The organism is Kibdelosporangium phytohabitans, assembly GCF_001302585.1.
GTDB lineage: Bacteria > Actinomycetota > Actinomycetes > Mycobacteriales > Pseudonocardiaceae > Kibdelosporangium > Kibdelosporangium phytohabitans.
On record NZ_CP012752.1, the window covers coordinates 5,074,922 to 5,088,028 of the forward strand.

The following is a 13,107-nucleotide window of genomic DNA, read 5'->3' on the forward strand; positions in this document are numbered from 1 at the left end:
GGTTCCCGGCATGTCAGCCGAAGGCGTCGCCGAGTTCATCCGTCAGCACGTTCACCCGGTGGAAGCCGAACTGGACGCCGGCAGCGTCGCGGCGCTGCGTGAACTGCGGGAAAAGGCTCGCGCGGAGGGCCTGTGGGCCATGCCGTTGCCGAGCGAACTCGGCGGTGGCGGATTGTCGCTGCGGGACTACTTCGCCCTGGCGGAAGCGGAAGGCAGCAGTGACCACGGGCCCGCTGCGCTGGGGTCCGCGTCGCTGCTGGACGTGCGGATGATCTCGGCCCACGGCAGTCCCGGCGCCCGCGAGCGGTACCTGCGGCCGTTGGTGGCCGGTGAGATCACTGGAAGTTACGCGATGACCGAGCCGGGCATCGCCGGATCCGCGCCGACCCTGACGCAGACAACCGCTGAGCGGACGAATGACGGGTGGGTTGTCACCGGGCGGAAGTGGTTCACCAGCGGCGCGTCGACCGCTGCCTACGTGACAGTTCTCACCCGGACCGCGCCGGATGAGTTGACGCTGCTGATGGTTCCGACCGGCCAGCCCGGTTTCCGCGTCGTACGGGAGTTGCCCGTGCTCGGCGCGGGCGGTCAGTTCGAGATCGAGTTCACCGCGGCCCACGTCCCCGGTGACCACGTCCTGGGCGCACCAGGCGAAGCACTGGTGATCGCCGGGACGCGGCTGGCGCTGGGCAGGACGTTGCGGTGCATGCGATGGGTCGGCCAGGCGCAGCGGGCGTTCGACCTGATGTGCCGTCGCGCCAACGACCGGAAGCTGCACACTGGGCCGCTCGCCGGCCAGCAACTGGTGCAGCAGCTGGTCTTCGACTCGTTGCTGGCGATCCGGTCGGCCAGGGCGCTCGTCGGCCACGCGGCGGATCTCGTGGCGCGGGGTGAGCAGGCCAAGACGGGGATCGGGCTGGCGAAAGTCGCCGCGGCCAGGGCGTTGCAGCAGGTCGCGGACGCCGCCATCCAGGTGTACGGCGCCGAAGGGCTGACCGCGGACACGCCGTTGCCGATGCTGGCCAGGCTGGGCCGTGCGGCGCGGATCCTGGACGGGCCGGACGAGCTACATGTCAGCGCAACGGCCCGTCGGGTGCTCAAGCAGTTCCAGTCCCCAGACGAGGAAGAACGTGCCCCAGATGAGCTCGTGGTTCACCGCGACGCCGCCCGGTAGGTCGTAGCAGCCGTCCAGCAGCCGTCCGTCGCGCGTGTGCTGTGCGGTCAGCTGTCGCAGGATGAGCTCACCTTCGCTTCGATAACCGAGTTTCAGCAACGCCACCGCGGCGATCGCGGCGGCTGACGTGTCCACCTGGCCGTCCATTGTGGTCACGGCTGGTGGCGGGCTCGTTCCGTGCTGGTCCAGCCACCGCTGCGCCTGCTTGTGGGCGTGGTCGGCGACATCGAGCCAACGGCACGCGTCCGCGGTGGCCAGCAGAAGCCACGCGTCACCTCGTGTCCAGCCCGGAGGTGGTTCGGCGAGTTGCCGCCATCGACCGTCGTGGCGGTCCCACGCGGGGTGCTCAGCGAGCGCGAGGTGAGTGCGCAGGTGTGCTGCGGCGAGGTCGGTGTAACCGGCCCACGCGAGCAGCGGCACTGTTCCGGCGACGCCGTCGACCCGTGCGCGCAACCCGCTGTCGCCGAACGCGGAACCCCACGGGACAACGCCCGCCGCGGAGTCGAAACGGGACGCCAGGGCCGCTGCTGCTTGCCGGGCCAGGCTGTCGTCGTCGCCGAGACGCGTGCCGTACCAGAAGATCATGCCCTGGGTCGCGGTGTCCGCCGTGAGCCACGGCGTCAGCCTCTGGGTCCAGGTCCGGGCGATCCGCGGGTCCGCGCGCAGCCACAGCAGACCGGTCCAGAACCCCGCTGCCCACGATCCGCGCCGCGTCGTGCGCCACTCGCCCGATTCGTCGGCGTAGAGCGGGAACCGGTCGCCGACAGCGTCCAAAATGGACTGGACGCGGTCACCGGTCACGTCGCCGCCACAACCACACGACGACCCCGGCCGCCGCGAACTCGACGGCCACGAGCACCCAGCCGAGCGGGTACCCGCCGAACTCGGCCGCCAGGCCGAACAGCGGCGAACCGATGGTGAACCCGCCGAAGAACCCCGCCGACACCAGAGCCGAATTGCGCCCGGTCTGTTCCGGTGTGGACAAACCCATCACGGCCAGCATCGACACCGCGTTCGCCGCGACCGCGAACGCCCCGATGCCGAGCACACCGATCCACGCCCAGCCCCAGCCAAGGAACTGGGCCACCAGCAACGCCCCAGCGGCCACGGTGGCGCCCATGGACAGCGGTCCCAGGATCGCCGCGGGCGGCCGGTTCGGCGAGACCATCCTGGACCAGCCGATCCGGCCGATGATCCCGGTGACGCCCAAAGCCGCGACGAGCGCGGCGGCCGGTTGCGCCGCCAACCGGAGTTCCTCGGTGGCGTACAAGGCCGAATACGTGTTCACCGACGAGATCCCGGCGCCCAGCAGCACCGAGAACCCGAGCAGCCACCAGATCGCCGGTTCCGCGGACAGCGTGACCCGGAGCGTGGGGCGCTTGGCCGGTCCGGGATCGGCCGGGAGCAGCGTGCTGGCGAGCGTCGCCACCGCGGCGCACCCGGCCGCGACGCCGGCCGCGAGCCGCCAGTCGACCCATTCCGCCAGGCCCGCCAGCGGCAGGCCGGCCGCGAACGCGCCCAGTTGGACACCCGACTGCTTGACGCCGATCACCAGACCGCGTTTCGGCTGGGGGACCGACCGGCCGATGATCTTGTTCGTCGACGGGTTGGCCAGCGCCTGGGGGATCCCGCCGAGAGCGACCGTGAACACGAGCACCGCGTAGTGCGGAGCCAGCGCGAACAACGCCAGCGCCACGGTGCTGACCGCGAACAGCGCCGTGGCCGAGCGGCGGGCGCCGACCGCGTCCACCACAGGCCCGATCACCAGCGACAACACCGCCGCGACACCGAACCCCGCGGTCACGAGCACACCGAGCAGCGGCCGGGCGATGCCGAATTCCGCGACCAGCGCCGGAGCCAGGGCGCCGAGCAGGAACAACGGCAGCATGGAGAACGCCATCGCCGCGGTGAGCAACGTGGTCGTCGCCCACGTGCGCTGGGTCGGTGTGGCCATCGAGGTGGTCAAGGCACTCCTCTCGTCGTCCACTAGTCGGCCACGCGGTGCTCCGAGTTCCGGAAAGTTGCCGCGAATACCGCGGATGGAACCAGAAGCACCGCCGGAGCGACTCGTGGTGATGTGACGACAACCCAGGCGCTGCCCGTGAACCGGGCATATCGTGACCTCGTTCCGGCTTCGTTACGCAGGTCCTGGGCGGCTGACGGCCGTTACCAGGACCTCGACCTGTATTCGTTGTTCGAACGCCACGTCGAGCGATGTCCGGACCGGGCGGCCGTGGTCGACGCCGACGGCGAGATCAGCTACACCCACCTCGACGTGCTCGTTCGCAGGCTGGCCGCCGGACTGACCGCGTTGGACGTGCACGCAGGGGATGTCGTCGCCGTCCAGTTGCCCAACAGCAGGCTTAGCTGCGCGCTGGACTTCGCGATCGCCGCCGTCGGTGGGATCGTCCTGCCTTTCCCGATCGGCCGCGGCGAACGGGACATCGCCAGCCTGCTGCGCCGATCACGGGCCGTGGTGGCCATCACCGCCGGCAGCTACGGTGATTTCCCCTGCGGTCAGAAGACTTTCGACCTGGTCGGGGACTTGCCCGGGCTGCGGTCGGTGATCACGGTCGGTGGCGCGACGCCGCTGGGGTGCGTGCCGATGTCGTTGCTCCTGGCGGCCGACCACAGCGATTTCACGCCCGCGCGGCCGGATCCGGACAGCGCCGCCCGGATCCTGGTCTCCTCGGGCTCGGAGGCCGAACCGAAGATGGTCGTGTACTCCCACAACGCGCTCGCCGGTGGCCGTGGCCGGTTCATCGAGGCGATCCGCGGCGGTGAGGACTACCGGGCATTGTTCCTGATGCCGTTGGGAACGGCGTTCGGCAGCAACGCCACTCCCGCGACGATGGCCGCGAACGGCGGCACGATGCTGGTGCAGCCGCGGTTCGACGTGGCGTCCACGTTGACCATGATCGAACGGGCCCGCCCGACACACGTGTTCGGCGTGCCGACGATGTTCCGCAAGATCCTCGACAGCCCGGACCTGGCGGCCACCGACCTGTCCAGCGTCCGCGCGGTCGTGCTCGGCGGTTCGGCGCTGGACGCGGAGACCGCGCGGCACGTCAGCGAGAAGCTGACCGCCACGGTGATCAACGTGTACGGGTCGGCCGACGGCGTCAACTGCCACACCGCGTTCACCGACCCGCCGGCCAAGGTCGGCACAGCGGGCCGCCCCAACCCGGTGGTGTGCGAGATCAGGATCGTCGACGACAGCCTGCGCCCGGTCCCGGCCGGGCACACCGGCGAGATCCTCGCCCGCGGCCCGATGAGCCCGATGAGCTACCTGGCCGCGCCCGAACTGGACGCGCGGTACCGGCTCGACGACGGGTGGGTGCGCCTCGGCGACGTCGGCCGGATCGACGAGGACGGCTACCTCACCGTGGTCGGCCGCCGCAAGGACGTGATCATCCGCGGCGGGATGAACATCAGCCCGGCCGAGGTGGAAGCGCTGCTGCTGACCCACGAAGCGGTCAGGGACGTCGCGTGCGTGGCCATCCCGGACCCGGTGTTCGGCGACCGGATGTGCGCGTGCGTCGCCACGGACACCGCACTGTCCCTGGTGGACCTCACCGATCACCTGTCCGGGCAGGGCCTCGAGCCGCGCAAGCTGCCGGAGCGGCTCGTGCTGCTGCCGGCCCTGCCACTGGGTGCCGCGGGCAAGGTGGACCGCAAGGCGCTGACCGAGCTGGCGGTCAGGCTCGCAACGCCTTGATGATCTCGTCGGCGTTCGTCCGGTACACACCGAGCAGGTCGTAGTCCCCGCCGGGGTAGTTGATGATGTTGACCTGCTTGGTGGCCGCGCCGGGCATCACCTGCCCGGTCGACATGTGCGTGTTGTCCAGCACCAGTTCCGGCTTCTTGCCGGTCAGGTCGGCCAGCTGGCCCGGCGTGACCGGCTGCGGGCCGTACGTGCCGAGCACGTCGGCCCCGGCGAGCTTGGCGGCGTAGGTGACGAAGACCTGCGCGACGACCTTCGGCGGCTTGCCGCCCACCCACGCCTGCTTGACCTTGCCCTGCAGGTCGGTGATCTCCTTGTCGTAGGTGCTCAGCCACGTGTCCGCGTCGGCCGTGGTGCCGATCTTCTCGGCGATCTTGCGGACCTCGGCGCGCACCACGTCCGGCGAGTTGTCCAGGTTGACCTGGTGCAGCTTGGCCGAGCTGCCGCTCGCGTCCTTGATCTTGCCTGCGAAACCCTCGAATTCGGCGTACAGCACCAGATCCGCCGACGCGACCTTGCTCAGGTCGGACGGCTTCGGGTCGTAGTCGGCGCCGTGTGCGACCGACGGCGGCACGATCACCGAGATGTCCTTGGCACCGGCGGCCTTGGCGAACGCCGCCTCCCACGAGGACGCGGCCACCACCTTCTTCGCCGCTGCGCTGTTCTGCGCCCCGTTGTTCTGGGCGCCACCAGGCGCGGGCTGGCTCTCCGCGCCGCACGCGGTGGTGAGCGCGAGCAGGCCGGCCACTGCGGCGGTGCGTAATCCGATGACGGCCATCAGCCGAATCTCCCTCGAGGTTTGGGTCAACAGCTCAAAGGTCGGATAGTGCGCCGGGAAAGTTCCCGGCCGTCCGCGCTCACCGGTTTGCCCGCATCGCGGGTCTCGTGAACCGGTGTACCGTGGCCCGGTGGTACCGGGTGGACAGCGGAAATGAGGTCTGCGGTGGACGAGGTCACGGAGCTCCGGGTCGCCGCGGGCGCGCTGGTGACCGGCCGCTGACGCGCGGTGCACCCCGATTCGATGATGGGATCACCGTTCCTGCGGTGGTGGCTCACCGCCCTGTTCCTGTTGCCTGGCTTGTTCTTCCTGGCCAGGTGCCTGCTGCGCGGTGTGCCTGCCACCCGGGTCAGCGACGGTCTGCACGTGCTGATGTGCGCCGGGATGATCGTGATGATGTGGCCGACCGGGCTGGTTGTTCCGGTGGCCGCCCAGCTCGCGGTGTTCGGTGCGGGCACGCTCTGGTTCGCCGGGCTGGTGGTCGTCGGGCACGACGACTGCGACTGGCCGCGCAGCTGGGGAGCACACGCGCACCACGCGATCATGATGGCCGGCATGGTGTGGATGATCGCGATCATGAGCATGCACCGGGCTGTCGTCCCGGGCCTGCAGGCGGGGATCGCGGCTGTGCTGGCGGCGTTGTTCCTGCTCGGCTCGGCGGCGGTGGCCGTGCGGTCGTCCCGCTCGACGTCGGGTGTGCCGTTGCCGGTGGCCGCGGACGTGCTGATGAGTGTCGGGATGGCCGGCACGACCCTGGTCCTGATCACCTGAGCGGGTTCCACGTCTCCAGCGGGAACTGACCGCGGTCCGTGACCGGCCAGTGCCACGTCGAGTCACCGCCGGAGAGGATTCCCGAGATGCGGACCGCGGCACCCGACGGGGCTACCGCTGTGCACACTACTTCGCATTGCGTGGTAGTGTTCGCCGCGTAAGACTGGGAGGTGCAGTGGAGATCAGTCAACTGCTCAAAGGCGTGCTCGATCTCGCCGTGCTCGCGGTGCTGCGCGACGAGGACGGTTACGGCTACGACGTCCTGCGACGACTCAGGGCAGCGGGCCTGGACGAGGTGGGGGACGCTTCGGTGTACGGGACTCTGCGCAGGTTGTTCAAGGCCGGCCTGCTCACCTCGTACGTGGTGCCCAGTGAAGAGGGGCCGCATCGCAAGTACTACAGCCTCAACGAGCCGGGCAGGCTCCGGCTGGCGGAGTCCGGGAAGACGTGGCTGAGCTTCGCTTCGACGATGAATTCGCTTTTGGGAGAAGCAGCATGAGTGACAAGCCGACCGCGGTGCGGGTGTATCTGGCGCGTGTCCGGACCTCGCTCGAAGACCTGCCAGCCGGTGAGGTCGAGGAGATCCTCGACGACGTCCGCCCGCACCTGGCCGAACTGGAGGCCGAGACGGGCCCGGGTGCCCGGGTGGACGACCTGATCGAACGGCTGGGCACGCCGGAGAGCTACGCGGCGGAACTCCGCGCCTCCGGCGACTATCCAGCCGTCGCCGAAGCAGGCGTGACCACGGCGGCCAAGCGCGTGCGCGTGTCGGGCATCGTGCAACCGCGGATCGCGTTCTGGGGTCTGGTGCTGTCCGCCGCCGGGGCGGGGGTGGTCGCCTTCCTGGCCGGCACGACTCTCGACGCGGACGTGCTGCTGGCGTTGGCGTTGCCCGCGCCGGTGTTCCTGCTCAGCCTCATGCTGTTGCTGCGCGCCGGCGTGGAACGCGTGGCGGCGCTGCCGGAGGCGAAGTGGCTGGCGGGGACTTTGGACCAGGCGCGGGAGAACGCGAACACCGCCAGGACCATGCGGTTCCTCGCAACGCTGAAGCCCGCGTGGTGGGTCGCGTGCGCGCTGGTGCTCGTGGCGTTCGGGTTGCTGCTGATGGCACGGCACCGCCAGGCTGTTCTCCTGCTGCCGTTGCTGATCGGCGTCGGCGTGGCCGCGGTGTGGGCCGGGCCGCGCGTGCACGGTGACCGGCGGCTGTTGTGGATGGTCGTGCCGGTGTCGGCGTTCGTGGTCGGCGGGTTGTTCGGCGGGTTCGGCGCCACAGTGGACCTGATCGGCAACAGGACGCCGTACCAGGCCGCGACGTCGTCCTACCCGACGGCGGACTCGTACGGCAACCAGGAGTTGCGCTACGGGGGCACCGGCGTGGACAACATCTACGCGTTCGACGCGGAAGGCAAGCCGCTGACCGAGGTCTACCTCTACGACGAGAAGGGGCAACCGATCACGCTGACCCGGTACGGCTGCCGGATACCGAAGGGCGGCAAGGAGAAGATCGGCGAGGACAACCGGTTCCCGCGCCCCGGGATCGAGACGACCGAGGTAGCTCGGGATCGGGGCACCCACACCCTGTACGAGACGGTGTGCCGCGAGAACAAAGATGTGCCGTTCAGCGCGGCGATCCCCAAGGCGTCGGCAAAACCGCCCACTTCGGTACCGTCCGCTTCGGCTTCGGTACCGTCCGCTTCGGCGCCGTCGTCGCCTTCGCAGATGCCGTCGGCACCTGCGTCCGCTCCGGTGAGCACGACGCCGTCGAAGTGAGGACGCGGACGCCGGGAGCGGCAATCGGGGGCTGCTCCCGGCATCCGTGCGGACCAGGTTCGGTCAGCGCTTCGGCCCGGCCAGCGGGACAGCGAACCGGTCACCGCTCTTGACCATCGCCAGCAGGGGTTTGGTCAGCACGGACAGCAGCCGGGCCGCGCCGGGACGGCCGTTGCGGCGCGCGATGTCCGGGCCGAACGCGCCCATCACCTCGACCAGGCCGGGCAGCGGGCGGATGAACATGGTCACCTCGCTGATCCTGGCCCGGTCGTCGAAGCGGAGCACGGCCGTCTCCTCCATGTCCACACCGCGAATCCGGGCGGTGTAGACGACGACCCGGGTGCGCTCGTCGCCGACTTCGGTGTGCACACTGACGTTCTCGAGGTGTCCATATGCGACTTCGATGAGCTTGCGCAGTTCGGCGTGCCCGGTGAACCGGACCCGGTCTGTCAAGGGCGAACGCAGCACGGCGTCATCGGCCAGTGTGCTCATCGCCAGATCCACGTCCTGTGTCTGCACGGCGCGGCAGAACTGCTCCGTCGTCGCCTCGGTGGTCCGCAACGCGGTCATGTCCGCTCCTCCTCGTTGTCGGTGAGTTCACGAAGGCCTCGCCACAGCAGGTCGGCGGTCAGCGCGACGACGTGCTCACGCGGGATGTCCTGATTGCGCCACCACCAGGTGGCGATGGCGTTGAGCGCGCTCTTGGCGGCCTCGGCGAGGACCTCGTCGGCGCGGTCCCGATCGAGGTCGACCGACAGGTTGAGCCGGGGGACCAGCCGGAACAGGCTCGCGAGTTGCGCGGTGGCCCGTTGCTGCCCGTGGTGGTACGCGCGTGCGACGGCTTCGTCGCCGGGTGGCTCGCCGAAGATCATCCGCCAGGCGGCCCGGTTGCGCTCGATCCACGAGTAGACCGCGGTCACCCGGTCGAGCAGGAGTTCGTACGTGCCAACGGGTTCCGGTGGCGCCGACCAGTCGTCGACCAGGGAGTCGACCTGCAGCCGCATCAGGGTGGCGTACAGGTCGGCCTTGGAGGCGAAGTGGTCGTAGAGCACGGGCGTGCTGATCCCGGCCGCGTCGGCGACCTCGCGCATCCCGGCCGCGGCATACCCGGTGGTGGCGAACACTTCCGCCGCCACGGCGAGGATCCGCTCCCGGCGCTGCGCCTTGCTCATCCGTCTACCTGACATCGGTCGGGTACGCTACCACCTAACCTAACGGCTGTCAGGTTATGGCCTGTGTGTGACCGGCGACACTCGGTGTTCCCTTGACTGTGCCGTAACGGCACAGTTTGAACTGTGAGGTGTCCGCACAATCAGGGTTGACGAGGTTCGACGAGGGGTGACCGTCGTGGGGTGGAGTACCCGCCAGCTCGCCGAGCTCGCCGGGACGAGCCTGCGCGCGGTGCGGCACTACCACGACATCGGCCTCCTGCCCGAGCCCGAGCGGCGCGCCAACGGCTACAAGAACTACGGCGTGGCCGACCTCGTGCGCGTGCTGCGGATCAAACGACTGACGGGTCTCGGGCTCTCGCTGGCCCAGATCGCCGAGCTCGGCGACGAGGAGTACCCGGAGGAGGCGCTGCGCGCGCTGGACGCCGAACTCGCGGCGACGATCGACCGGCTCGAACGAATCCGCGTCGAGCTCGCGCTGATCCTGCGCAGGCCGATGCCGACCGATCTGCCGCCCATGCTGTCCAAGTACCTCGCGGACACCGACATGCCCGCCGCCGACCGGCAGCTCGCCGTCGTCCTCGCCCAGGTCCTCAGCCCGGCGAAACTCGGCGCCTACGCCGCGACGCTGCGCGACTACCGGCGTGATCCGGCCGTCGTCGAGTTCGACAGCCTGCCCGCCGACGCCGACGAACAGACCCGCAAGGACCTCGCCGAGCGCCTGGTCCCGCACTTCCGCAAGACACAAGCCGACTTCCCGCAGATGAACACCCTGCTCGACGACGCGCCACGCGGCCGCGACTTCGCGTTGCGAACCATCGCCCAAGCCGTCAGCGACATCTACAACCCCGCGCAGATCGACGTCCTGGTCCGCGCGTCCGGCTAGTGGCCCGTCTCGAATGTTGACAGGCCTTCTCGACGGCCCAGCTTCCCGCTGGCCGCACCGCGGAAAGACACGGGTACAACCCGGTACAAGCCCCTTCCCGCGGCACGCCCAGCGGAAACCTGGAACCGCCGAACAAGACCAGCAACGTTGCGAGACGAGCCACTAGCACACCCCGAATCTCGGTGCCCCGAGGTCGAACGCGGAACGGCCACCTGGTCGTCCCGCTGGTTGCCCATGACTGTTTTCGAGGAGGGAATCACGTGACAAGGCTGCGTTCCGCCGTGCTGACCACGGCGGTCGTCAGCGGGCTGCTGGCCGGGAGCGTCCCGGCGCTGGCCGGTCCGGCACCGCTGAACACGACCCGGATCCCTGCCCGCTACGCCGGTCAGGCCCTGCCATGGCACCCCTGCGCGGACGCGGAACTGCCCAGTCCGCGGCTGCCGGGGACCGAGGACCTGGAGTGCGCGACGTTCCGCACGCCCCGCGACTGGGAGCGCCTGGACGAGCACCAGGACCTGACCATCGCGATCAGCAGGCTGAAGTCGACGGGCGCGACGACCGCGTCCGTGCTCACCAACCCCGGCGGTCCCGGCGGGGCCGGTCGTGACCTGCCCGCCGTGCTGCGCGGCCAGGCGAAGCTGCGTGAACACCAGGAGATCATCGGGATCGACCAGCGCGGCACCGGCAAGAGCACGACCGCGAGCTGCGGCGGGGTCTACGGAACCGGTGCCGAACTGGACGCGCGCAACCGCGATCCGCGCAACCTGAACCTGATCGTGGACTCGGTCAAGTACGTCGCCGACTCGTGCCAGCGTGCCTCGGGCGAACTCGGCCCGCTGGTCGACACGTTCCAGATGACCAAGGACCTCGACCTGCTGCGCGTGCTGCTCGGCCGGGAGAAGGTCAACTGGGTCGGCTACTCCGCGGGCACGTGGCTGGGCGCGCACTACGCGCAGCGGTTCCCCGACCGCACCGGCCGGTTCGTGCTGGACTCCGCGACGGAGTTCACCAGCACCTGGCAGAGCTCCTTCGCCTGGCAGCCGATGGGGTTCGAGCGGCGCTGGCGCCAGGACTTCCTGCCGTGGATGGCGCGCTACGACGTCAAGTACCACTTCGGCACGAGCGGCGAGGCGGCCCGGCAGACCTTCGAGAACGTCCGGTACGCGTTGAGCCGCAAGCCGGTCGACCTCGACGGCGTGCGGGTCGGACCGGCCCAGCTGGACAATCTCGCGCTCGGCGCGCTCAAGTCCAAGCACAGCTTCCCCGCGACGGCCGACAACCTGGTCCGGATCAAGGCGCTGACCGAGGCGGCCACGCCGGAGCACGTCAACGCGGATGCACGCGCGGCGGTCAAGGCGGCGGTGTCGAAACCGGTGCTCCCGCTGGGGATCGCGGACCGGGCCGCCGACCCGCTGGACAGCTTGCTCGCCACGCTCACGAACACCGTGTGCAACGACGGTCCGTGGACCGGTAACCGCCAGTCCATCATCCGCCAGTCGCAACAGCAGATCAACCGCGGTCAGACGCTGATCACCGGTACCTGGATGGCCTTCCAGTTCTGTGCGTTCTGGCGCAACCAGCCGCGTCCGCTGCCCGTGCTGGACGGGAAGGGCGCTGCGCCGGTGCTGATCGTCCAGTCCGAGAACGACCCGGCCACGCCGATCGAAGGCGCGCGCAAGGCGCACACCGCGTTCCGGGACTCGCGGCTGCTGACCGTCACCGGCGAGGGCGATCACGGCATCTACGGGATGGGCAACAAGGCTGTCGACAAGATCGTCAACGACTACCTCGTCGACGGCGTCGTCCCGGCTGATCGCAGCGTCCCCGGCATGCCGCTGCCCGTTCCCGCCGGGCTGCCGTCCGGCGCGGGCGCCCGATAGGGATCACTTCGCCAGTTCGCCCGCGATCGTGCTGACGATCTTGTTCCACCGCTGTTCGTCGTCGCGCACGGTCCGGCTCGTCTCCAGGTGAACGAAGACGCACTCGTGCTTGGCGGCTTCCTTGCCCTGCTCGTTCCCGTTGCCCTCCAACCGGCCGCAGGAGCGTTCCCAGGACCGGCAGACCGCCAAGCCGGTGCCGTCGATGCCGTCGGCGAGCCGCTTCACCGTCGCGCCGGCCTTGCCCGCGCCCGGTGAGACCACCACGTCGGTGTCCGGCAGGCTGTCGTCGTGGAAGCCGTGCACCTGGATCTGCGGAATGTCCTTTTCGGACAGATCGGTGGCCACGGCGTGGAACGCCGAATCGGTGCGGTGCGCCGCGTCCCCCTTGTCCACCCGGCGGTGCGTGCCCGCGACCAGCATGACCGATCCCGGCACCGCGCGGAACAGGGCCAGCCCGATCCGCTCGGTGCCGAGGTCGGAGTTCGGGTGCGGCACCTCGACGGCCGCCCGCACCGGCGTGGACAGGTCGATCAGGTACGCGCCCCACGCGCGCTCGGTGTCCCGCACGTTCATGGCCAGCGCGTACTGCCTGCCGGTCACGGAATCGGTTTCGACCGTCAGCGTGAACCCGAGCTGCCGCAGGGCATCGGCCTGGTCGATGCCGGATCTCGACTTGAACAATGGGGTGAGCGCGGCGACGAGGTCCTCGCGTTCGCCCGCTGTCGGCGGCCGGTAGGGCGCGTCCGGCCGCAGTTCGGCCGCGAACGCGGTGATCGTGTCACCGAGGCGATCGCCCTTCGCGGGGACCGCGACGCCCGGCTCGTCATCGTCGTTGATGCTGATCAACACCACCGCGGCCACCACGAGTGCGACCACGACGCTGACTATGGGGATCCACTGCCGTGCGCTTGTTCTCATCGCCGCGCAGTGTAGACGTACCGAGCGATTGCGCCGC

The 13,107-nt window shown here is 69.8% G+C and carries 13 protein-coding genes; 7 read left to right on the plus strand and 6 right to left on the minus strand.

Features of this window, described 5'->3' with window-relative positions; translation table 11 throughout:
• Positions 1-10 precede the first annotated feature (10 nt).
• The gene (locus tag AOZ06_RS23115; RefSeq protein ID WP_063810098.1) at positions 11-1,174 is read left to right on the plus strand and encodes an acyl-CoA dehydrogenase family protein; all 1,164 of its coding nucleotides are present in this window, start codon (positions 11-13) and stop codon (positions 1,172-1,174) included.
• Here the strand turns inward: AOZ06_RS23115 and AOZ06_RS54265 are convergent.
• Both AOZ06_RS54265 and AOZ06_RS23125 read right to left on the minus strand, forming a co-directional pair.
• Positions 1,067-1,975 (minus strand): hypothetical protein, encoded by a 909-nt coding sequence (locus tag AOZ06_RS54265; RefSeq protein WP_083471865.1) that lies wholly within the window; start codon positions 1,973-1,975, stop codon positions 1,067-1,069. The two genes, AOZ06_RS23115 and AOZ06_RS54265, sit on opposite strands and share 108 nt — an antisense overlap.
• Positions 1,965-3,140 carry an MFS transporter gene (locus AOZ06_RS23125; protein ID WP_218922039.1) on the minus strand — a complete coding sequence of 392 codons (1,176 nt, stop codon included), beginning with the start codon at positions 3,138-3,140 and terminating at the stop codon, positions 1,965-1,967. Before AOZ06_RS23125 ends, AOZ06_RS54265 begins: the two co-directional genes overlap by 11 nt.
• 111 nt (positions 3,141-3,251) lie before the next feature.
• Here AOZ06_RS23125 and AOZ06_RS23130 point away from each other — a divergent pair, with 111 nt between their 5' ends.
• Positions 3,252-4,892, plus strand: a complete 1,641-nt coding sequence (locus tag AOZ06_RS23130) for a class I adenylate-forming enzyme family protein (RefSeq protein WP_218922040.1) — start codon at positions 3,252-3,254, stop codon at positions 4,890-4,892.
• On the opposite strand, the gene AOZ06_RS23135 is transcribed toward AOZ06_RS23130, so the two are convergent.
• Positions 4,873-5,676, minus strand: coding sequence for a TroA family protein (locus AOZ06_RS23135; protein ID WP_054291319.1), 804 nt, complete (start codon positions 5,674-5,676; stop codon positions 4,873-4,875). The genes AOZ06_RS23130 and AOZ06_RS23135 overlap by 20 nt on opposite strands.
• Positions 5,677-5,922: 246 nt before the next feature.
• On the opposite strand from AOZ06_RS23135, the gene AOZ06_RS23140 reads away from it, so the two are divergent.
• The 3 genes from AOZ06_RS23140 (at position 5,923) to AOZ06_RS23150 (ending at position 8,217) form a co-directional block, all read left to right on the plus strand.
• A complete protein-coding gene (locus AOZ06_RS23140) occupies positions 5,923-6,447 on the plus strand; it encodes a DUF5134 domain-containing protein (RefSeq protein WP_169798966.1) in 525 nt (174 codons plus the stop codon).
• 175 nt (positions 6,448-6,622) lie between these two features.
• The gene (locus AOZ06_RS23145; protein WP_054291321.1) at positions 6,623-6,946 is read left to right on the plus strand and encodes a PadR family transcriptional regulator; all 324 of its coding nucleotides are present in this window, start codon (positions 6,623-6,625) and stop codon (positions 6,944-6,946) included.
• Positions 6,943-8,217, plus strand: coding sequence for a DUF1700 domain-containing protein (locus tag AOZ06_RS23150; protein ID WP_054291322.1), 1,275 nt, complete (start codon positions 6,943-6,945; stop codon positions 8,215-8,217). The genes AOZ06_RS23145 and AOZ06_RS23150 overlap by 4 nt, the downstream gene beginning before the upstream one ends.
• Positions 8,218-8,280: 63 nt before the next feature.
• Here the strand turns inward: AOZ06_RS23150 and AOZ06_RS23155 are convergent, their stop codons facing one another.
• Together AOZ06_RS23155 and AOZ06_RS23160 are read right to left on the minus strand one after the other, a co-directional pair.
• A complete protein-coding gene (locus tag AOZ06_RS23155; RefSeq protein WP_054291323.1) occupies positions 8,281-8,787 on the minus strand; it encodes a nuclear transport factor 2 family protein in 507 nt (168 codons plus the stop codon).
• On the minus strand, positions 8,784-9,389 hold the full coding sequence (locus AOZ06_RS23160; protein ID WP_054291324.1) for a TetR/AcrR family transcriptional regulator: 606 nt from the start codon (positions 9,387-9,389) through the stop codon (positions 8,784-8,786). The genes AOZ06_RS23155 and AOZ06_RS23160 overlap by 4 nt, the downstream gene beginning before the upstream one ends.
• A 175-nt stretch (positions 9,390-9,564) precedes the next feature.
• On the opposite strand from AOZ06_RS23160, the gene AOZ06_RS23165 reads away from it, so the two are divergent.
• Both AOZ06_RS23165 and AOZ06_RS23170 read left to right on the plus strand, forming a co-directional pair.
• Positions 9,565-10,272, plus strand: coding sequence for a MerR family transcriptional regulator (locus tag AOZ06_RS23165; protein ID WP_054296848.1), 708 nt, complete (start codon positions 9,565-9,567; stop codon positions 10,270-10,272).
• A gap of 260 nt (positions 10,273-10,532) precedes the next feature.
• A complete protein-coding gene (locus AOZ06_RS23170) occupies positions 10,533-12,152 on the plus strand; it encodes an alpha/beta hydrolase (protein WP_054291325.1) in 1,620 nt (539 codons plus the stop codon).
• A 3-nt stretch (positions 12,153-12,155) separates the two neighbouring features.
• Here AOZ06_RS23170 and AOZ06_RS23175 read toward each other — a convergent pair whose 3' ends face one another.
• A complete protein-coding gene (locus AOZ06_RS23175; RefSeq protein ID WP_063810100.1) occupies positions 12,156-13,070 on the minus strand; it encodes a hypothetical protein in 915 nt (304 codons plus the stop codon).
• Positions 13,071-13,107: the final 37 nt, after the last annotated feature.

What these genes read in the sequence shown, in the direction of transcription:
- AOZ06_RS23115 (WP_063810098.1), top strand. Translation starts at nt 11, where the DNA reads ATGTCAGCCGAAGGCGTCGCCGAGTTCATCCGTCAGCACGTTCACCCG.
- AOZ06_RS23135 (WP_054291319.1), bottom strand. Translation starts at nt 5,676, where the DNA reads ATGGCCGTCATCGGATTACGCACCGCCGCAGTGGCCGGCCTGCTCGCG.
- AOZ06_RS23140 (WP_169798966.1), top strand. Translation starts at nt 5,923, where the DNA reads ATGGGATCACCGTTCCTGCGGTGGTGGCTCACCGCCCTGTTCCTGTTG.
- AOZ06_RS23150 (WP_054291322.1), top strand. Translation starts at nt 6,943, where the DNA reads ATGAGTGACAAGCCGACCGCGGTGCGGGTGTATCTGGCGCGTGTCCGG.
- AOZ06_RS23155 (WP_054291323.1), bottom strand. Translation starts at nt 8,787, where the DNA reads ATGACCGCGTTGCGGACCACCGAGGCGACGACGGAGCAGTTCTGCCGC.
- AOZ06_RS23160 (WP_054291324.1), bottom strand. Translation starts at nt 9,389, where the DNA reads ATGAGCAAGGCGCAGCGCCGGGAGCGGATCCTCGCCGTGGCGGCGGAA.
- AOZ06_RS23175 (WP_063810100.1), bottom strand. Translation starts at nt 13,070, where the DNA reads ATGAGAACAAGCGCACGGCAGTGGATCCCCATAGTCAGCGTCGTGGTC.